This is a genomic window from Nocardia altamirensis NBRC 108246, from assembly GCF_001612685.1.
GTDB classification, from domain to species: domain Bacteria; phylum Actinomycetota; class Actinomycetes; order Mycobacteriales; family Mycobacteriaceae; genus Nocardia; species Nocardia altamirensis.
On record NZ_BDAY01000005.1, the window covers coordinates 209304 to 229705 of the forward strand.

The window sequence follows — 20402 nt, forward strand, 5'->3', positions numbered from 1 at the left end:
CTCCTCGGGGCTGACAAGGATTGGTTGCTATTCGTCAGGGCTGACAAGGGGTTCGATCTCATCGGGCGCGAAATACAGGTAGCGCCCGTACCAGTCGTGCAAATCCGCCGCCGGGTCGTCCTCGATCACCACACCGACATGGGCGCGCCCCTCGACGTCTTCGTGGACGGAGGTGACCCGTGCGACTTTGCCGTCATAGAACAGGTCGTGCGCATCGGCACGCCGCGACGGCCGCAGCCGCACCCGGCTGCCTCGCCGCACCCGAACCCCGGCGATCGATACCGCATCCGACTGCGGCTGAACGGCGTTGTCGGCCAGCGGATCCCACCAGTCGACACCCTCGGGCACCGGCGGGATCAGCGGCGGCTGCCCGGCATTCGGATCGCGCAGTACCCCGTGCAGCTGCTGCATGGCCTCCGGCGTCATGGCGTCGCAGCGGTCGATGATCTCGCCCGCGCGTGGATCGGTGGCCCGCGCCTGCGCCTTCTCCTCGTCGGTCATCGTCATCACCCGCAGGGTGAGGATCTCGTCGATCTCGGTGGAGTCGAACAGCGGCCCCTCGCTCTGCTCGGCGATTTCGGGGTGGTCGTAGAGGATGATCGGCGAGATCAACAGCAGGCTGCGGTCGCCGGGCGGTCCGGCGAGCACCGGGAAGCACCGGTCCCTGGCGCACCGGGAGACGGCGGCAGCAGCCTCGTCCGGCGGCTCCAACAGCGAAATGAACTGACCATCAGTGACTTCCACAATGACGTGCGCGCCGATCAACGAGCGGGCGATGGCATCACGCTGATCCGTGGCGGCGGCGCCGGTATTGCGGACGAGCGCCGTGAGCCGGACGTACCCGTCGTCGTCGACGACCGAAAGCTCGAGCTCGCCCGCCAACGGGAGCCTGGTGCGCACCAACCGCCCTGCGGACTTGCCCGACGCCGTGGCGATCTCCTCGACCTCACTCCCACCCGGCACCAGCAGCGGACGCGTCGCCGCGGCGAGCGGCAGTGGGCCGAACACACATTCGCGCTCGACCGCTTCGTCCCAGGTGAGGTATGAGCGACCACCCGCCTTCAACTCGGCGATCCGCACACCGTCCCGATCCTCGACCGCACGCCGCTGCAACTGCAGGAACCGAACACTCAGGGTGAGTGTGGTTGCCGCGGTCGCCTCGATCAGGCAGTCCGCCGACAGGCTGGATTCCTCGCCGACCCCGGCAGCTGCCGCCCCGTCGGGGCCGAGTACGCCGAACTGCCAGCGCGACTGGTTCTTTCGCGAACTGGCCCGGTACGGATAGAGCAGGTATCCCTCATACAGCACCGCGTCGGCGACGGCGCGTGCCCTTGCCATCGTCTGCCCATTCATCACGACGCCTCGCTTCCGGTCGAGGGGGTCTGCTCGGCGCACTGCGCCAGCAGCCGGGTCACCGCGTCGTCGAAGCCGAGCATGCCGTGCTCGGACTTGTACGCGGCGAGCGCATCGAGGGTCTCCCTGCTGAGGCGGAGCCACCCGGAGTTGGGGAAGTGCGCCGCCATCACGTCGTGCCAGACCGAGACCGGCATGTCGAACTTGTCATCGCGATCCCACGGGATCTGCTGTACACCGAACCCCGTTGCACCCTTGAGGAATACCGTTCCGCTGAACAGGAAGAGCAGCGGCACTGTTCCGTCACGCAGCGCGTGCAGGTACTTGGATCCGGTCACCTCGAAGTCGTAGGTGACGGGCATCGGCAGATCGATCTCCGCACCACCCTGAAAGCCCTGAATCATGGTGGCGCAGTGCATCCAGAGGAAGGTCCGCTGGGTATCGCGCCACCGTTCCCTCGGGCCGAAGAGATCGGCGAGACCCGCCCCTTCCTCGTCGGAGTAGCGCCTGCGGTGCGGCTCGATTCGCACCTGCGCGCGCAACGCCACCGCGTGCACGGGTTCCTCGGAGAGCGAGGCGATGCCGATGCGGGCGGTCAAATTCGGGGCTACGGCATAGGGTTCGGGCCGGACGTCGAGGACCGCGAAGGTCATCGAGTAGACCGGGCTCACGGCACACCGCCAGGTCGCGCGCGAGCGGACACGGCGGCGAAGAACTCGTCGAGATAGTCGTGCACGTCCTGCCCGCCGTCGAAGCCGCGCCACAGCAGGCGCATCCGGCCGACGAACTCGTAGCAGGCGTCGATGGGCAGCAACAGGCACACCGCGGCGCCGGTGCCCCGCTCGGGAACCCGGATGAGCAGCGCCTCGACATCTGCGGCCAGCACGGTCAACTCGGGATGCCGATCCAGGATCACCTGCCACTCGGCGAGCGGCAGTTCGGATTCGGTGGCGCCCGCCGGCCCCGGATAGAACGCCACGGTCCGGCCGATGCTCGAGTTGTGAAAGAAGAACGCCAACCCCACCGGGATCTCCAGCGCATCCCACTCCCCCTGACTGATGGTGAAGTCGGGGAAGGACAGATAGCGGTCGGGCACCGCGCGGTACCGGAGCTCGGCACGCTCGTCGATGAACAGCAGATAGCAACCACGGCAGGTGCACATCAGCTGCCTGCCTTCGACATTCACCACATGCTGGTGCTCGTCGCCGATCGGCTCCGCGCACATCTCGCAGCGCTCGCCGACCGGCGCGGCAGGTGAGCGGGTTGCGGTAATCCGTTGCAACGCACGGAACGGCGACGTCATCCACGCACCCCCACCGGCACCGCGACCGACAGTTCACCCGAACGCACCAGCACGGGCAGTGGTTCCAGATGTCCGTCACCGTCGACTCGTGCGCCGGCATGCACCGCATCGAAATGCGCGTGGCAGGTCGGGCAGCGCAGCACCGCGTCTCCGACCGGATGGCCCATGCGCCGGTGCAGCGCGGCGCCTGCGAGCGAGTTGTCGCACGCCGGACAGTGATCCCGGTAGGCGAACAGGTTGTCGCCGACGCGGCAGGCCAGCACCACCAGTCCGGCGATCGAGAAACCGCCCACCTCACCGGGTTGCAGCTCGGCCAACTCCGGTACTGCCACCCAGCTGCCCGCGGGTTGGTCGGGCGGTGTGGCGTGCACGCGGGAGAACAGCGAGTCGGCGGAGAACAGACTCGCCGACTCCGCCTGAGCCGCAGCCACTTCGATGGACACGATTTCCGGCGCGGCGGCCCGCACCGCGTCCTCGACAGCCAGCTCCAGCGTCACCGACGACGAGGGACAGGTCTTGCAGCTGCCCGAAAGCTCCAGCCGGACAACGCCGTCGGCGACGCCGAGCAACGCCACGTCGCCGCCGTGCGACCCGAGATAGGGGCGCACGGTGTCCAACGCGGTCCGCACCCGGGTGTGCACGTCGTGCGGGTGCAACCCGTGCACGAGCAGCAGGCTCGCCACCAGGTCGTCGCGCGCGAGCCGATCGATCGCGGCGCTGTCGGCATCGAGCAAGCGCAGCACCCGCTGCAGCCCGGCGCCGTACAGCTCCGCGACCTCACGCACCAGCTGCTCGGCCCGCTCGCGGGCAACGGCACCGCCCGCCGCACTCGCGTCCAGCAGCGTCTCGATCCGTTCACCCGCTGTACGCCAACGGGTCTCGTCATCAAGGGCGGTGTCGGTGCTCGCTGTGTCTTCGTGGTCTCCCTGGCGATCGTCCACTGTCATCGCTCCGCCGCCTCGCTCGACCCGCCTTCACTCGCCGGTCAGCGTTTGGGTCGGTGAGTGCAGTTTCTCCAGCGTCTTGCCGTTGCCGAGATACATGTGCACACCACACGGCAGGCAGGGATCGAAGCTGCGCACGGTGCGCATGATGTCGATGCCCTTGAAGTGCTCGCGATCGTTCTCTTCGAAGATCGGCTGACCCTGCACCGCGTCCTCGTACGGACCAGGTGTCCCGAAGCTGTCCCGCGGGTTGGCATTCCACGGCGTCGGTGGATACGGGTGGTAGTTCGCGATCTTCCCGTCCCTGATCACCATGTGATGCGACAGCACGCCGCGCACCGCCTCGGTGAAGCCGCAGCCGATGCCCTCGTCGGGCACCTCGAACTTCTCCCAGGTCTTGGTGTGGCCCGCCCGGATCTCTTCGAGGGCCTTCTCGGCGAAGTGCAGCGCACAGCCCGCCGCGTAGGCCTGGAAGTAGGTGCGGGCACGGTTGCGTTCGATGGTGTTGCTGCCGTGCACCGGAATCTTCCATTCGAAGCTGGCCGGGCCCTTCAGCGCGGTCTTCGGCAGGTTGATCTGCACGCTGTGGCCGGTCGACTTCACGTAACCGATGTCGACGAGCCGAGCCAGCGCCGTCGACCACAGCCGGGCGAGCGGGCCGCCGCCGGTGTCGAGGGCCAGATGATCTTTGCCGTCGAACCAGCGCGGCGACATGACCCAGCTGTACTTGTCGTCCATGTCGCGCTTCTGCGGCTTCGGGTTGGTGTGCTGATTCCATGGATGGCGCCGGTCGACCGGGTTGCCGAGCGGATCGGCCTTGACGAACATCTCCTGATCGGTCCAGTCGTCGTAATACGAACTGCCCAAAAGGATTCGGATGCCGAGGTTGATGTCGACCAACGACGTGGTCACCAACTTGCCGTCGACGACGACGCCGGGGGTCACGAACATCTTGCGACCCCACTCCTCCATGTCCTTGTAGGCGAAGTTGCAGACGTCGGGATCCTGGAACGACCCCCAGCAGCCGAGCAGGGTGCGGCGCAGGCCGACCTGCTCGTAGCCGGGCAGTGCCTCGTAGAAGAAGTCGAACAGGTCGTCGTGCATCGGCACGACCTTCTTCATGAACTCGACGTAGCGCATCAGCCGCGACATGTAGTCGGTCATCAGCTGGATGGTCGCGACGGTGCCGACACCGCCGGGGTACAGCGTCGACGGATGCACATGCCTGCCTTCCATCAGGCAGAACATCTCGCGCGTGTACCGGCTGACTTGCAGTGCCTCCCGGTAGAACTCACCGGTGAACGGGTTGAGCGCACGCATGATGTCGGCGACGGTCCGGTAGCCGTGCTCGTTGGAGTGCGGCGCGAGAGTCTTCTCCGCCTGGGCCAGCACACCGGGATTGGTCTCGGCGACCATCTTTTCGCAGAAGTCGACCCCGACCAGGTTCTCCTGGAAGATGTTGTGGTCGAACATGTACTCGGCGGCCTCGCCGAGGTTGACGATCCACTCGCCGAGATGCGGCGGCTTCACCCCGTAGGCCATGTTCTGGCAGTAGCACGAGCACGTCGCGTGGTTGTCACCGCAGATGCCGCAGATGCGGCTGGTGATGAAGTGCGCGTCGCGCGGGTCCTTGCCCTTCATGAAGATCGAGTAGCCGCGGAAGATGGACGAGGTGCTGTGGCACTCGACCACCTCGCGGTTCTCGAAGTCGATCTTGGTGTAGATACCCAGGCTGCCGACAATGCGCGTGATCGGATCCCAGGCCATCTCGACGAGGCTGTTGGGTTCGATCTTCTTGTGCGACGGCTCGGGGACGATGGCAGTCATCGAAGATCCTCCTACCAGGTGCGAGTGGCTCCCGTGGTCAGCTTCTCGCCCTTGTGCCGCCAGCGCGGCTCTTTGTCGACCGTGCGGCCGGTGATGTGTCGGAGACTGCGGATCATCGATCCGTAAAGTCCTGATGCGGCGGAAGACAACTTCCCGCCGGGCGGTTCATCCATGAAAGGCATGAACTTGTCGGGGAATCCGGGCATGGTGCAGCCGATGCAGATGCCGCCGACGTTCGGGCAGCCACCGACTCCGTTGATCCAACCCCGCTTGGGCACATTGCATTTGACGACCGGGCCCCAACAACCCAGTTTCACAATGCATTTCGGTGACCCGTACTCGGTCGCGAAATCACCCTGCTCGTAATAGCCTGCGCGGTCGCATCCTTCGTGCACCGTCGCGCCGAAGAGCCACTTGGGCCGAAGTGCCTCGTCGAGCGGAATCATCGGAGCCTGGCCGGTGGCCATGTAGAGCAGGTAGGTGAGGGTCTCCGACAGGTTGTCCGGCTGGATCGGGCAACCGGGCACGCAGACGATCGGGATGCCTGCCTTGCTCTTCCAGTCCCAGCCGAGATAGTCGGGCACGCCCATCGCTCCGGTCGGGTTACCGGCCATCGCGTGGATGCCGCCGTAGGTGGCGCAGGTGCCGACCGCGACAATCGCAGTTGCCTTGGGCGCCAACCGATCCAGCCATTCACTGGTGGTCATCGGCTGATTGGTGTCTGGGTTGTTGCCGAACCCGCACCAGTAGCCTTCGTCGTGCAGGTTCTCGTTCGGAATCGAGCCTTCCACGACAAGCACGAAGGGCTCGAGCTCGCCTCTGTCCGCCTTGAAGAACCACTCCAAGAAGTCATCGGCGCCGCCGGTCGGGCCGCACTCGAAATCGATCAGCGGCCAATGCACCGCGATTTTAGGTAACCCTGGTAGAGCACCGAGGGCAATTTCTTCGATACTTGGTTGGGTGGCGGCAGTCAACGCCACCGAGTCGCCGTCACAACTGAGACCAGCATTGATCCAGAGCACATGAATCAGAGTCTCTTCGGCTCGCACTGCTTCCTGAGTTGGCATCGGGCTGCCACCTTCCACAGCGGATCAGGGGTGGGTCTCTCTGGGCTTGAAGAACGTCACCCTACTGTGATCCTGATCACGTCAGTCTAAGCCTTGGCCGACGACGCCCTCAAGGGTTGACGATTTCAGAGGATTCCGTTGCTCGAAAAGCCAGTTGTACCAATGATCTACGCCTTCACCAGTGGAAACCGACAGTGGCACAAGCTGTATGCCGGGGTTGACGGAAGCAGCAAATTCTCCGCACTTGTCCAGATCGAAATCGACGTACGGCAACAGGTCGATCTTGTTGACCAGCACCAATTCCGCGGCCGCGAACATGTGCGGATATTTCAGCGGCTTGTCGGTGCCCTCGGTCACCGAGATAACCACCACTTTGCCTTTTTCGCCGAGATCGAAAAGAGCAGGGCAGACCAAATTCCCGACATTCTCGACGAACAGGAGTGAGCCCGGTGCAGGCTGCAAAGTTTCCAGTGCGCGGTACATCATTTCGGCGTCGAGATGACAGCCTGCGCCGGTATTGATCTGCACCACTGTGCATCCGGTCGCGTGGATGCGCTCGGCGTCGAGCAGCGTGGCCTGGTCGCCCTCGATCACCGCGACGGGGAGCGCGTCGCCCAGGTCGCGGATCGTCCGCTCCAGCAGCGAGGTCTTGCCTGCACCCGGCGAGCTCATCATGTTCAACGCGAGGATGTCGCGCTCGGCCAACCATTGCCGATTACGTTGTGCCAGTTGATCGTTCTTCGCGAGCACCTTCAGTTCCAGCGTCACCGTCTCGGTCGGCGGCAGGTGCACATGATCGGCGCCGGGACCGTGGTGGTGCTCATGCTGCTCGCCGTGCTGGTGGTGGTGCTGATGGTCGCCGTGCTCGTGACTGTGTCCGTGCGGAATACGGATCACGGCCGCTGCGTCGTCGCCACATCCACAGGTTGCGCACATGCTTCGCTCACTTCCATCGACCGGATGCGTAGGTCGCGTCCGGAAAGGATCTCGATGTCAGCGCTCCCACAACGACACAGCACAATCTGATCGGCCAGCGCGAATTCGGCGCCGCAGGACCGGCACTCGGCGGCGCCGGGTATTTGCTGGATGACAAGTCGCGCGCCTGCGGCGACCGTCCCTTCGGCAGCGAGTTCGAAGCAGAATTGCATTGCATCGGGCACCACCGCACACAGTGCGCCGACCTCGACGGTGACGCTGTGTACGGTCCGACCCGCCGCATGCTCACACACGGCGTCGATGACGCTCTGGGTGATGGCCATTTCGTGCATCGCGGTCTCGGATCATCGAGTAGGACCCCTTTCGAGGCTACCTCCGCGCCCGCGCTCGTCGCGGCGAATCAGCGCTCCTGTTCGGTTCGGACAGCACGGATTCCGGCCAGGATGACGCGCAGGCCGAGCGCGAATTCAGTGTCGTAGTCGACCTCGGTCAGGTCGACGACCAGGTGGGCGGTCCGCGGGTAACGCGCCGTATCGATGCCATCGGCCAGGCGTTCCCTGCGGTACGGGTTGGTGTCGTAGTCCGCGCCGGTGCGCGCCTGTTCTTCGATGACGAAGCCGACGGTGTAGTGCAGCATGATCGCGAACACGCGGCCGCCGTCGGCTACCGAGAAGTCCGCGTCCTCCAGCGTGCGCAGCGCTAATTCCACTGTGCGCCACATGGCTTCGTCGTTGATGTAGGTGCCTGCGAAGACCTTCGCGCCGTCGCGATAGCGCAGCATCGACGTGCGCAGCCTGCCCGCGAGCTCGACCATCCAGTCCTGCCAGTCCACTCCGTGCCGCGGCGCCTCGACACCGTCGACGGCGGCGACGAAGACAGTTCTGGCCATCGCGTCGAGCAGTTCGCGCTTGTTCTTGACGTGCCAGTAGAGCGCGGGCGCTTGCACATCGAGCGCGGACGCGACCTTGCGCATGGTCAGTCCGTCGAGGCCGTTGTCGTCCAGCAGATCCAGCGCTGCCTGTGCGATGGCCTGGGTGTCGAGCTTCACTGCCGCCTCCTGTGGGGGAACCTCTTGACAGACTAACAACGTTCAAGGTCTCCTTAACAATGTTAAATCACTTAACGCTGTTAAGGAGACGGTCATGGAAAAGACCGAGGTGGTTGTCGCAGGCGCCGGACCGACCGGGCTGATGCTGGCCCACGAACTGCGGCTCGCAGGCATCGATGTGGTGCTCGTCGACGGCCTCGCCGCGCGCACCGGGGAGTCGCGCGCCGGCGGTGTCCATGCCCGCACGATGGAGATCTTCGATCAGCGCGGGCTGCTGGCACGCCTACGGCCCCAGGGCCGTCGGATGCAGGCGGGGCATTTCGGTGCGCTGCCCTTGGATTTCAGTGACTTCGACACGCGCCACCCGTACATGCTCGCGGTGCTGCAGTCGGTCGTCGAACGCGAACTCGACCAGCGGGTAACCGAATTGGGGACAACGGTGCGATGGGGTGCACCGGTAGTCGGCTTCGCCCAAGACGCAACAGGTATCGAGGTCGAGATCGGCGGGCCGACAGGTACCCGCACGATCCGGGCGTCCTATCTGGTCGGCTGCGACGGCGGGCGCAGTGCCGTACGCAAACTGGCCTGCCTCGGATTCTCCGGAACCGACGCGACCGCGACCGGCATGCTCGCCGACGTGGAGCTGGCCGATCCGCCGGACGGACCGTTCTTCGGCCACCGCCGCGGGGCCGGTGACTATTCGGCGGTGCAATTCGAGCCGGGCTGGTACCGGCTGATCGTGCAACGGCACGATCTCGTGCCGGCACGAGGCGCGACACTGAGTTTCGACGACTTCCGTACGAACTACCGCGAGATCGCGGGCACCGACTTCGGCATGCACAGTCCCCGCTGGGTCGCCCACTACGGTGATGCCGCACGACAGGCCGACCGCTACCGGGACGGCAGGGTGTTCCTCGCAGGCGATGCCGCCCACATCCACTACCCCGCCGGCGGGCAGGGACTCAACCTCGGCGTCCAGGACGCGGTGAATCTCGGGTGGAAGTTGGCGATTGCCTTGCGGGGCAACGTCTCCGACGAGCTGCTCGACACCTACGAGTCCGAGCGGTGGCCGGTCGGCGCGCGCGTACTGCAGAACACGCGCGCACAGACCGCGCTGCAACGACCTGGTCCGCACATGGATGCACTGCGCGAAACCATGGGCGACCTGATCGACATGGACGTGGTCCGGCAGCGGCTCGGGCTCATGATCACCGCCTTGGATATCCGCTACGACACCAAGGGTGAGCACCCACTGGCCGGGCGTCGAGTACCCGATGTCGATCTCAGCACCGAACACGGTGCGACCCGCGTTGCCGAACTGCTGCGCACCGGGCGGCCGATCCTGTTGCGCCTCAACGGACATCAGCTGGGCTCGGCCGCCGGATCGCGGGTAGATGTCATCGATGCCAGCAGCACCCAGCGCTGGTCTGTGCCCGGGTTCGGCGAAATCCCGGTGCCTGCAGCAGTCCTCATTCGCCCGGACGGTTACGTAGCCTGGGCCGCAGCCCATTCCGACGACACCGGCCTCACCGAAGCACTGACCACCTGGTTCGGCACGGACTAGCGGAAGGAATCTCACGAATAGCGTGCTGGCCGGGCCCGACGTCATGGACGGGCTACGCGGCGCGACCGAAGCCGGAAGCAGCTGGGCACTTCGCGGCACCGATCTCGCTTTGCCGCGGAGTGATCGACGTCAGGTCTGGTCGTCGATGGTGGCGACGGCGGCGTTCTTCTGCACCGACTCGATGCCGTTCTTCGCCGCCGCCTTCGTCTCGTAGGCCTGGCTGGCGGCGATGACCTCGCCGTTCCCTGCCTTCAACCGCCACCGGGTCTTCGCGGCCTTGTCGGTATACAGCTCGAACTTGGCGGCCATGATCGTCTCACCTTTCCCTCGACCGGATAAAGCATCTCTCTGGTCGGGTAACCACCCAGCGTCGACTCAATCTGGAAGATCCACGGACACCTCCGCTCCGAATACCGCGATGTTCGCGGAATGCGAGTTGTCGGCACGCCGAGCCGACGTCCGCCCACCCGAATCGGACAAATCATTGCCCTAAAGTAGCTACCCGTTCGAATAAATAGGTCCGCTACCTTCGGGCAGCGGCGCACTATGGGCAGTTTCTCGTTTGTTCTGGCATTGATCCATGACCATTACTGGAGGACTCGTGCTCGTTCCCCGTTCCGCACTCATTACCGCCACCGCGGCGACCGCACTGCTCACCGTCTTCGGTGTGGCCGCGCCTGCTCTCGCCGACATCGCGTCGCCACTCGGCATCCACACCGTCGCCGAACCCGACACCAGCACCGACTCCACCGACTCCACAACCACCGCCACCTCCGATGCCGACGCCAAAGCCTTGATCACCCAGTCACAGGCAAGGGCCCGCAGCGCCGCCGAGCGCCTCGGGGTCATCGCCTCCGGTATCGAACAGTTCTCCGCCGCGGCGGCCTTGGCCGCCGAGGCCGCAGGCAAGGCCGCGAAGGACGCCACCGCTGCCGCTGACGAAGCCGAGAATGCGGATTCACCGGCGAAGGCCGCCACCTCGGCCGCGAAAGCCGCCCGTGCCGGCCTCACCGACGAAGACCTCGACAAAGCCGCTGCCCTCGGTGGTGCCGCCGCCACCGCCAAGCAGAACGCCGACGCCGGCGACAACATCACCGCGGCTCTCGTAGCCTCCGCCAACGCGGCACTCGCGGCCGACGAACTGGCAGACGATCCGACCAACGTCAAACTCGCGGATGTGGCCGCAGAGACCGAGAACGAAGCCGTCGCGGCTTGCCAGAAAGCCTTCAACGGCAACCCGGCCACCGAGAAGATCCCGACCATCGAAGAAATCAAGGCCGCGGCAAGCGAATAATGATCTGCCAGTTCGCATGCCCACCGAAAAGCTCGACTGAAGCAGCATCGCCCGTCGCCCGCCTGGCCCTGGCCAGGCGGGCGGCGTTGTGTCGGACATTGATTCCGGAGATCCCTTCGACACAACTCGGTCCCGCCGAGCAATCAACGACTACGGTGACGGGGTGAATTCCAGGACAGGGGAATCGGTGATCGAGCAGCGCACGCTGACCGGCTGGAGTCGTACCGCACCGACGGTCGCTCAGGTGCTTTCCATACCCGACATCGACACGGTCGCACAGGCTGTCGGCACCGCGGGACCTCGCGGGGTCATCGCGCGAGGGCTGGGTCGAAGCTACGGCGATCCGGCGCAGAACAGCGGCGGTCTCGTTGTCGACATGACCGTGTTCGATCGCATCCATTCGATCGATCCCGACAGCGGCGTCGTCGATGTCGACGCGGGCGTCAGCCTGGATACCTTGGTGCGGACCGCCCTACCGCACGGATTGTGGGTTCCGGTGCTGCCCGGCACTCGTCAGGTCACCGTCGGCGGCGCGATCGCTTCCGACATCCACGGCAAGAATCACCACTCCCACGGCAGTTTCGGCAACCACGTGCTCTCGCTCGAGCTGCTGACCGCCGACGGGTCGGTGCGCGCGCTCACCCCGGAAGGGCCGCATGCCGAACTGTTCTGGGCCACGGTCGGCGGCATGGGGCTCACCGGGATCGTGATGCGGGCGCGAATTCGGATGAAGCACACCGAAACCGCCTACTTCGTCGTCGACAACGACCGCACGAACAGCCTCGACGAGACGATGGAGCTGCTGACCGGCGGTTCCGACGACGGCTACGAGTACTCGATGTCGGTGCCGGACACGATCAGCACCGGGCCGCATCTCGGCCGCGCCGCCTTCAGCCGCGGCTCGCTCGCCACCCGTGACCAGCTACCCGCCAAACTTCGGCGCGATCCCTTGAAATTCGATGCGCCGCAATTGTTCACCGTGCCCGACATCTTCCCCAACGGCATGGTCAACAATCTCACCACCCGCATCGCGGGTGCTGCGGCCTACCGCTTCTATCCGAAACACGCTCGCGGCCAGATCCAGAACCTCACCCAGTTCTATCACCCGCTGGATCTGCTCGGCGAATGGAACCGCGCCTACGGCCGCCGGGGTTTCATGCAATACCAATTCTCGATGCCTTTCGGCGCCGAACAACAACTCGCCGAAGCTGTTCGAGCGATCGCGCACTCGGGCCATCGGTCATTCCTGAACGTGTTCAAACGCATGGGCGCGGGCAATCCGGCGCCATTGTCGTGGCCGCACCCGGGATTCATGCTCAGCCTGGACTTCCCGCTCAAACCGGGACTCGGCGAGTTCTGCGACGAACTCGACCGCAGGGTGCTCGCCGCGGGCGGCCGCCTGTACTTCGCGAAAGACTCTCGCACCACACCGGATATGGTCCGCGCCATGTACCCGCGGCTGAACGAATGGCGGCGGATCCGCGACGCGGTCGACCCGAACCGGATCTTCGTCTCCGACCTGGCCCGCCGGCTCCAGCTGGTCGACGGATAGTCGCCGGTGCGTCCGGTGGGCGACTGAAGCTGCCATCGCCCACCGGACGCGAAACCGCCTGCCCGAGAACGTATGCCGCACAGCGAACAACACCTCATTGACATTGTGATCACAGTCACCTTACATTAAGGAAACTATAGTTCTCTTTCTGCGGGGCCGGTGACGGCGGCCGTGCAGAGGTTCGCGACTGGGGAGGGCAATCCCGATGAGGATCAGCACGCACAGCCTCGCTCTCGGCATGATCGCCTGCCTGACTTTCGGACTCACGACGCTGATAGGCGCGGCGGCGAGTGCGGCTCCACCACTGCCGCAGGATGATCCGTTCTATGCCGCTCCCCTCGGCTACGAGAGCACCGAACCCGGCACCATTCTGCGATCACGTCCGGTGACCGTCGCGGCACTCAACCTGCTGCCCGTCCGGGTGCAGGCGTGGCAACTGCTCTACCGCACAACAGACTTCAACAACCAGCCGTACACCTCGGTGACCACCGTGATGGTGCCGGAAGGACCGGTCAGACCACGCCCGCTGCTGTCGTATCAAACGGCGGTCGATGCGATCTCGGGAATGTGCAGCGCCTCCTACTCGCTGCGACAAGGCTCGCCGATCGACTTCACCAATCCGGCAGGCCCGCTGACCGCCAGTGCCGGTGCAGCCGAAATCCTCTTGGCGGCAAGCGGTCTCGCTCGCGGCTGGGCGGTGTCGATACCCGATCAGGGCGGCGTGGACAACCGCTTCGCCACGCCGCGCGAACCCGGCTATGTGGTGCTCGACGGCATACACGCCGCAGAACAGTTCGCTCCGCTCGGGCTCGACGGCATGCGGACCCCGGTGGCACTGTGGGGGTACTCCGGCGGCGGCATCGCTACCGGCTGGACGGCCGAGATGCAGCCCGAGTACGCGCCGGAACTCAATATCGTCGGCGCCGCGGTCGGCGCACCCGTCGCTGACCTCTACGGCGGATTGCGGGCGGTGAACGGCGGCTTGCTCGGCGGGCTCATCCCGATCGCGGTCGCGGCAATCTCCAAGGACTCACCGGAGTTCGCCGCCGCCGTCGATCGCTACATCTCCCCGGAAGGAAAGGCGCTCGTCGCGGACGTCATCGGGCGATGCACCAGCCAGACCGCACTCAATACGACGCTGCACGAACTGATCCGGCACTACGGATTGCCCGATCTCACGCGGTACCTGAACGTTTCGTTCGATGAGCTGTTCCAGGATCCGGTCATCAAAGCGGCTCTCGATGAGCGCACGCTTGGTCAACGCGCCCCGACGACGCCCGTCTACCTCTACAACAACGTCAACGACGAAGTCAGCACCGTCGCCGGTTCCGACGCGCTCGCGAATTCCTATTGCTCGCAAGGCACCTCGGTCACCTATCGCCGCGATCAGTTCCCACCGGTGGTCAGCCCGCACGTCAACTTCGCCGTCATGGGCGCACCCGACGCACTGAACTGGCTCGCCGAACGCCTGGACGGCCAAGCGACACAACCGGGTTGCGATACCCGCACCGTCACCTCGACCCTGCTCGATCCCGCCGCGATCGACACCCTCGGCGGCAGCATCGGCGCCGCATTGCTCGCCATGCTCGGCCAACCCCTCGGGGCCGGGAGGTAACCGGGATCGACGCGGGTGGCACTCAGCCGAGCGCCACCCGCTACTCGGGCGAAACCGCCTGGTATCAGGACAGTTTCAGCGAGCGGCCGATGATCTCCTTCATGATTTCGGTGGTGCCGCCGTAGATGGTCTGGACGCGAGCATCCATGTACGCCTTGGCGATCGGGTATTCCTTCATGTAGCCGTACCCACCGTGCAGCTGCAGGCAGCGGTCGATGAGCTCGACCTGCTCCTCGGTGCTCCACCATTTGGCCATGGCGGCGTCTTCGACGGAGAGGCGGCCCGCGTTGAGGTCCTCGATGAAGCGGTCGACCAGCACCCGCACCGCGGTGGTCTTGGTCGCCAGTTCGGCGAGGACGAAACGGGTGTTCTGGAAGGTGCCGATCGGCTTGCCGAACGCCTTGCGGTCGCGCACGTATTGGACGGTCATGCCCAGGCAGGCCTCCATGGCGGCGGCCGCCATCACGGCGATGGACAGGCGCTCCTGCGGGAGGTTCTGCATCAGGTGGATGAAGCCCGCGCCTTCCTGACCGAGCAGGTTCGCCGCGGGCACCCGCACATCGGTGAAGCTGAGCTCGGCGGTGTCCTGCGCCTTGAGGCCGAGCTTGTCGAGGTTGCGGCCGCGTTCGAAGCCCGGCATGCCGCGCTCGACGACCAGCAGGCTGAAGCCCATCGCGCCTTTTTCGGGGTCTGTCTGCGCGACCACGATGACGATGTCGGAGTTGATGCCGTTGGTGATGAAGGTCTTCGAGCCGTTGAGCACCCAGTCGTCGCCGTCGCGGACCGCGCGGGTCTTGATGCCTTGCAGATCGGAGCCGGTGCCGGGTTCGGTCATGGCGATCGCGGTGATGATCTCGCCGGAACAGAAGCCGGGCAGCCAGCGCTGCTTCTGCTCGTCGTTGGCCAGTTCCAGCAGGTAAGGGGCGATCACATCGTTGTGCAGCGCGAAACCGAGACCGGAGTACTGGCCGCGGACCGACTCCTCGGCGACGATCGCGTTGTAGCGGAAGTCCTTGACGCCACCGCCGCCGTACTCATCCGGCATGGCCATGCCGAGGAAGCCCTGCTTACCCGCTTCCAGCCAGACCGAGCGGTCGACGATCCCCTGCTCTTCCCACTTCGCGTGGTTCGGCGCGACATGCTGGTCGAGAAACTTGCGGAACGACTCCCGGAACAAGTCGTGTTCGGGTTCGAACAGTGTGCGCTCCACACCAACCTCCTAGTGACAACCCTGGCCGGTCCACACCGACCCGTCGTTGTCACACACGGTACCCGGAACGAGAATCTCAGTTCACTTCCGTCCTGGAATTGTTGCCTCACCAGGTACGGCGGCGAGGTCTGCGGAAGAACGGCGAGATTCTCGACAAACCCACGAGATGCGGCGGTGTCATGGCCCACACAAGTTCGACACCGTGTTAACCCGCTGTACAACTTTTGGTGAACATCAGCATGCGACCGTGAACCGCATGGCGGCGACCCTCATCGCGACGGCTCCGACCGGTTCCGTCGCCTCCCCCGCAGACCCGACAGACCAGTCATCGGCACGGCCCGTGGAACGCGTCGGGTTGATCCTGCTGCTGCTCGGTACCGCAACCGCGTACCTGTGGAATATCACCGTCAACGGTATGGCGAACAATTTCTACGCGGGCGCGGCCTGGGCCGGGTCGCGCAGCTGGAAGGCGCTGCTGTTCGGATCGCTCGATCCGGGCAACTTCATCACCGTCGACAAGCCGCCCGCGTCGCAGTGGGTGATGGGGCTGTCCGGGCAGCTGTTCGGGTTCAGCAGTGCGAGCATGCTCGTCCCGCAGGCGTTGATGGCGGTCGCGGCGGTGGCGCTGCTGTATGCGACGGTCGCGCGGGCGACGGGCAGTCGCGGCGCCGGACTGCTCGCCGGTGCGGTCCTGGCGGCAACTCCGGTGGCGGCCTTGATGTTTCGGTTCAACAATCCCGACGCGGTGATGGTGCTGCTGATGACCGCGGCCGCCTACGGCACGGTACGCGCGCTGGAACGGGCCAGCGGGCGCTGGTTGATGCTGGCCGGTGCGGCGCTCGGGTTCGCCTTCCTCGCCAAGCTGCTCGAGGGGCTCATGGTGTTGCCCGCGCTGGCGGTCACCTACCTCATCGTCGCGCCAACGTCAGTGCGAAACCGGTTGTTGCACTTGATCGGTGCCGCCGCCGCCTTGATCGTCTCGTCCGGCTGGTACGTGCTGCTCACCGCGCTCTGGCCCGCCTCGTCCCGGCCGTATCTGGCCGGATCCGACGACAACACCTTCATGGATGCGGTGTTCGGCTTCAACGGTTTCGGCCGATTCCTCGGCCACACCCCGCCCGCCGAACGGATCGCGCTGCCCGAGGGATATCAGGCGCCGAACGGCCTGCTGCAGAGCTTCAACGATTTCGGCTCCCCCGGTCCCGGCCGACTCTTCGCCGGCGAGAGCGGATTCGAGATCTCCTGGTTGCTTCCCGCCGCGCTCGTGGCGTTCCTGCTGGTGCTGGCGCTGCGGCGGGCGCCGCGCACCGATCTGGTGCGCGGAGCCACGCTGATCTTCGGGCTGTGGATGATCACGCTGGGCGGTGCCTTCAGTGTGATGGCCGCGGCCGAACACGCCTACTACACACTGACACTCGCGCCTGCCGTCGCCGGAATGCTTGCCATCGGCATGCACCAGCTGTGGCAGCGCCGCGATCAAGCGGTCGGCCGGATCGGGGCCGCCGTGCTGATTCTCAGCATGGGCGCGTGGTCATTTATTGTGCTGCAACGTAATTCAGACTGGTTGCCCTGGCTGCGCTGGACCATCGCGGCGACGGCAGGTGTCGCCGCCCTCGGACTGCTGCTCACTGCGATCCCGACCACGGCGGGATTACGGGTGGCACGTAGCCGGGTGGCCGCGGTGCTGGTGGTCATCGGCGTGCTCGCCGGGCTCGGCGGCTCGACCGCCTACGCGGTGGCCACGATTCCCCAAGCCCACACCGGCCGCAGTCCCGTCGTCGGACCGGCCAAGCCCGTCGACACCGGCATCGAGGCGCTGATCCACCGGCAGACCCAGAATTTCGCGGACGGCGGCGCCTTCCTCAAACCGCAGCTCGTGGCGATGATGATGAACTCGACCACGCGATGGTCGGCCGCCGTCGATCGCGGATCCATCGCGGCCGCACTGGAATTGGCCAGCCGCACACCGGTCATGGCGATCGGCGGGTTCGCGGCCGACGATCCGGTCCCCACCCTGCCCCAGTTCCAGCAGATCATCGCCAGGCACGAACTCACCTACTATCTGGTGCAGGAAATGCCGCTCCCCGCATCATGGCGCGTCCCGGGTCAGCCCGGCGCCACCACGCCCAAAGACAAACCATGGCAGGTGACCGGCAGCCCCGAGATCGCCACGTGGGTCGCCGACCACTACCCCGCCACCCGCATCGGCAACATCGCCGTCTACGACCTGACCGAACACCCGAACTAACGGCCGTACCAGTCGCCCGACTTGCCGCTCGTCGGCTTGCATGGCGGTGGATGTTTCATCGGCCGGAACGACGGTCAGGACGTAGGTGTCAGCGGCGGAACCACCCTTGGACCCGGCCGACAAGCGTGCGGCCGGAGTCGCGGTCACGTTCGGTGAAGAGGAACTTCAGTTCCTCCTCGAGGGCTTTGCGGACCACGTCGCGCAGTTCCTTTGCCGCGGCGGCGATGTCGTCTGCGTCGCGCCATGGCGCCGGGTCGATCGGAGCACCGGCGGAGAAGTAGAAGCGTTCGGGGCGCGGGATGAGAGTCGGGCCGACGCCACGCAAGAGCGGGGGCGTCAGCTCCCGGTTGAGGCCGAGCGCTTCGACGGTCCAGCGCAGCGGGCGCAAGACGGGATGGTCGCCGTCGACCACGATGTCGTAGGCGTCGTCGACGCCGATCATGGCGATCGGCACGATCGGGGCGCCTGCCTCGATCGCCATCCTGGCGAAGCCGGTGCGGCCCTCCCATTTGAGGGCGTACTTCTCGTTCTTGCGGCGCACCGCTTCTCGACCGCCGCCGGGGAACACGATGACGGCGTCGCCGCGCTTCAGCAATGCCAGGCAGTTGCCGCGGGTGCCACGGACCGCGCCGTAGCGGTGCAGGAAGTGACGCAGGCCCGGGACCGCGATCAGCACGTTCTCGGCGAGGCCGCGGATCAGCCGTCCGCGACGGCGCAGGACCTCGGGGAGCAGCAGCGGAGCGTCGATGCCGCCCATCAGGTTGTGGTTGCCGACCAGCAGAACCGGTCCGTCGGCCGGGATGTTGTCGAGTCCGTAGAAGCGCGGGCTCGTCCAGGCACGCAGGGGTGCGAGCAGCGCCTCGATCACCCGCACATCGGTATCGGTCAGCGAAACCGACAGCGGCGCACCATCACTGAGCGTCGGCCGGTCGAGTAACTGAACACCTGATGGCCGGTCTCCGGAACCGGCCGAGCCTGAACGATCGTTCGACATAGAACCCTCCTGATGTCGATTCGACACGATATCGCAACAAAATAGACTGCGTGGCACGTCATACACCACGCGAACCCTCCCCAAACCCCATGACAGACAACATGATTCACCACCCCAACCCACAATTCCGACATAGTTGATCACCCCGAAATGTGGCAGCAATCACTCCACTCCCCCAGCCAGTGACGCAGATCTACTCTCCACGCAACCCGCGAGCACTCCCCCACACCCACATTCGCTCGCCATTTGCCCCACGCCAAGTCCTCGCACAGCGACTAGTCATCGCACTGCCCTCGCACCGAGTGGGAACTGACGGCGGAGACTACTCGCGCGATGCCGCCACCAGTTCCCAGTGACCACTTGAACAAGTCTGCGCGCGTTGGGTTCTCACGTATCCACGGCCCTACGAAATCTCCACAGATCTCACACAGCACGTCCATCGCGGACCGCTAGCTTGTGCCGCATGTGGACTTCTGCGCGAGAGCTGTGGCGCAACCCCGTACTCCGCACCGCCTACATACTGCAGGTCACTGCGGTCGTCGCCCTCGCTGCCTCGTGGCAAGCCTGCTATGCCGGGCTCACCTCGAGATCCACGCGAGACCCGCAGTTCGAATTGGACGCGGGCGGCAGTTTCGCGGTGGCCTTCGCGGTCTATCTGCCGTTCTTTGTGCTCGTGACTCCATGCCTTGTCATCGTTGCCATCTCAGGACTGACCTCGTACCGATTCGCGCCTTCAGCCACTGCCTTTGGTGCAGTGATCATGGGGGCATTCGCGCACTGGGCGCGAATCAACGACGCTTTGATCGACAACAAGCCCGCCTTGAGCGGCTTTCTCGACGCGAGCAATGTGCTCGCGGGCCTCGCCGGCGTCGCTGCGCTAGCGGCGATCGCTGTGCGCTTCCGAACAGTGCGGCGGGCCACCATCCTTGCGAGCGTGCTCGTTGTTCTCGCCGCCTACAGCATTACCTCCGCGGGCTGGATCGGCAAACGCGTCCTGGCCCCACAGTGCGGCGAACGCCTGTCGGACTGGTTCGACGCCGACGCGACCTCCATCTACGCCGGGACCGCCACCTACACGGCACCCCCTTTCGAGAACCCAGGGACGAGGCACCTCGATGTTGTGCTCGAGTTCCACGCAGGCAACGGACGCGCCACCACCAAGCCGGAAACCCCGGTGTCGATGACGCAGGAAACCAGCGCGGAGCTGACGTTGAGCTCATACGGCGGGTTCGTGAAGCTGGATTGGAGTGTGGGGTACAACTCTCGCATCACAAGATTGGAATCGCCGGTATGCGCCCCCGGCAGCACCACAGTGACCTCAGCGGCGTACTACGGTCACTACTCCACATTCATCCGACGCGACACCGCGACCTACCGGGCCACGGGCACCCTGACCCGAACCCATTAGCACCGCTCCGAACCACCCACTCCCCTGGCGCACACCATT

18 protein-coding genes are annotated in these 20402 nt (G+C 65.5%); 6 read left to right on the forward strand and 12 right to left on the reverse strand.

The window, feature by feature from the left end:
* Nucleotides 1-27: 27 nt before the first annotated feature.
* The 9 genes from NA11_RS02965 to NA11_RS03005 form a co-directional block, all read right to left on the reverse strand.
* Nucleotides 28-1353 (reverse strand): hypothetical protein, encoded by a 1326-nt coding sequence (locus NA11_RS02965; RefSeq protein ID WP_069160119.1) that lies wholly within the window; start codon nt 1351-1353, stop codon nt 28-30.
* Complete coding sequence (locus NA11_RS02970) at nt 1353-2006, reverse strand: DUF6084 family protein (RefSeq protein ID WP_069160215.1); 654 nt, start codon at nt 2004-2006, stop codon at nt 1353-1355. Before NA11_RS02970 ends, NA11_RS02965 begins: the two co-directional genes overlap by 1 nt.
* Nucleotides 2007-2020: 14 nt before the next feature.
* Complete coding sequence (locus NA11_RS02975) at nt 2021-2656, reverse strand: DUF5947 family protein (RefSeq protein WP_069160120.1); 636 nt, start codon at nt 2654-2656, stop codon at nt 2021-2023.
* Nucleotides 2653-3603 (reverse strand): NifU family protein, encoded by a 951-nt coding sequence (locus NA11_RS02980; protein ID WP_084654006.1) that lies wholly within the window; start codon nt 3601-3603, stop codon nt 2653-2655. Before NA11_RS02980 ends, NA11_RS02975 begins: the two co-directional genes overlap by 4 nt.
* 27 nt (nt 3604-3630) lie before the next feature.
* Nucleotides 3631-5427, reverse strand: a complete 1797-nt coding sequence (locus NA11_RS02985; protein WP_069160121.1) for a nickel-dependent hydrogenase large subunit — start codon at nt 5425-5427, stop codon at nt 3631-3633.
* Nucleotides 5428-5438: 11 nt separating this feature from the next.
* Nucleotides 5439-6494 carry an NADH-quinone oxidoreductase subunit B family protein gene (locus NA11_RS02990; RefSeq protein WP_069160122.1) on the reverse strand — a complete coding sequence of 352 codons (1056 nt, stop codon included), beginning with the start codon at nt 6492-6494 and terminating at the stop codon, nt 5439-5441.
* 81 nt (nt 6495-6575) lie between these two features.
* Entirely contained in the window at nt 6576-7430 is an 855-nt protein-coding gene (gene hypB / locus NA11_RS02995) for a hydrogenase nickel incorporation protein HypB (protein ID WP_069160123.1), read from the reverse strand.
* Nucleotides 7388-7762 carry a hydrogenase maturation nickel metallochaperone HypA gene (gene hypA, locus NA11_RS03000; protein WP_069160124.1) on the reverse strand — a complete coding sequence of 125 codons (375 nt, stop codon included), beginning with the start codon at nt 7760-7762 and terminating at the stop codon, nt 7388-7390. Before hypA ends, hypB begins: the two co-directional genes overlap by 43 nt.
* 68 nt (nt 7763-7830) lie before the next feature.
* On the reverse strand, nt 7831-8478 hold the full coding sequence (locus NA11_RS03005) for a TetR/AcrR family transcriptional regulator C-terminal domain-containing protein (RefSeq protein ID WP_069160125.1): 648 nt from the start codon (nt 8476-8478) through the stop codon (nt 7831-7833).
* 94 nt (nt 8479-8572) lie between these two features.
* On the opposite strand from NA11_RS03005, the gene NA11_RS03010 reads away from it, so the two are divergent.
* A complete protein-coding gene (locus NA11_RS03010; protein WP_069160126.1) occupies nt 8573-10042 on the forward strand; it encodes an FAD-dependent monooxygenase in 1470 nt (489 codons plus the stop codon).
* Nucleotides 10043-10171: 129 nt separating this feature from the next.
* Here NA11_RS03010 and NA11_RS03015 read toward each other — a convergent pair whose 3' ends face one another.
* On the reverse strand, nt 10172-10351 hold the full coding sequence (locus NA11_RS03015; RefSeq protein ID WP_069160127.1) for a YegP family protein: 180 nt from the start codon (nt 10349-10351) through the stop codon (nt 10172-10174).
* Nucleotides 10352-10622: 271 nt separating this feature from the next.
* Here NA11_RS03015 and NA11_RS03020 point away from each other — a divergent pair, with 271 nt between their 5' ends.
* The 3 genes from NA11_RS03020 (at nt 10623) to NA11_RS03030 (ending at nt 14503) form a co-directional block, all read left to right on the forward strand.
* Entirely contained in the window at nt 10623-11336 is a 714-nt protein-coding gene (locus NA11_RS03020; protein WP_167837543.1) for a hypothetical protein, read from the forward strand.
* A gap of 163 nt (nt 11337-11499) precedes the next feature.
* Nucleotides 11500-12888 carry a decaprenylphosphoryl-beta-D-ribose oxidase gene (gene dprE1, locus NA11_RS03025; protein ID WP_281196806.1) on the forward strand — a complete coding sequence of 463 codons (1389 nt, stop codon included), beginning with the start codon at nt 11500-11502 and terminating at the stop codon, nt 12886-12888.
* 205 nt (nt 12889-13093) lie between these two features.
* The gene (locus tag NA11_RS03030; protein ID WP_069160129.1) at nt 13094-14503 is read left to right on the forward strand and encodes a lipase family protein; all 1410 of its coding nucleotides are present in this window, start codon (nt 13094-13096) and stop codon (nt 14501-14503) included.
* Nucleotides 14504-14567: 64 nt separating this feature from the next.
* Here NA11_RS03030 and NA11_RS03035 read toward each other — a convergent pair whose 3' ends face one another.
* Nucleotides 14568-15713: an acyl-CoA dehydrogenase family protein gene (locus tag NA11_RS03035; protein WP_069160130.1), complete on the reverse strand. Its 1146-nt coding sequence runs from the start codon at nt 15711-15713 to the stop codon at nt 14568-14570.
* Nucleotides 15714-15969: 256 nt separating this feature from the next.
* Between NA11_RS03035 and NA11_RS03040 the strand changes: the two genes are divergently transcribed.
* Entirely contained in the window at nt 15970-17961 is a 1992-nt protein-coding gene (locus NA11_RS03040; RefSeq protein ID WP_069160131.1) for an ArnT family glycosyltransferase, read from the forward strand.
* A gap of 88 nt (nt 17962-18049) precedes the next feature.
* Here the strand turns inward: NA11_RS03040 and NA11_RS03045 are convergent, their stop codons facing one another.
* Entirely contained in the window at nt 18050-18955 is a 906-nt protein-coding gene (locus NA11_RS03045; RefSeq protein WP_084654010.1) for a lysophospholipid acyltransferase family protein, read from the reverse strand.
* 463 nt (nt 18956-19418) lie between these two features.
* Between NA11_RS03045 and NA11_RS03050 the strand changes: the two genes are divergently transcribed.
* On the forward strand, nt 19419-20363 hold the full coding sequence (locus NA11_RS03050) for a hypothetical protein (protein ID WP_069160132.1): 945 nt from the start codon (nt 19419-19421) through the stop codon (nt 20361-20363).
* Nucleotides 20364-20402 lie beyond the last annotated feature (39 nt).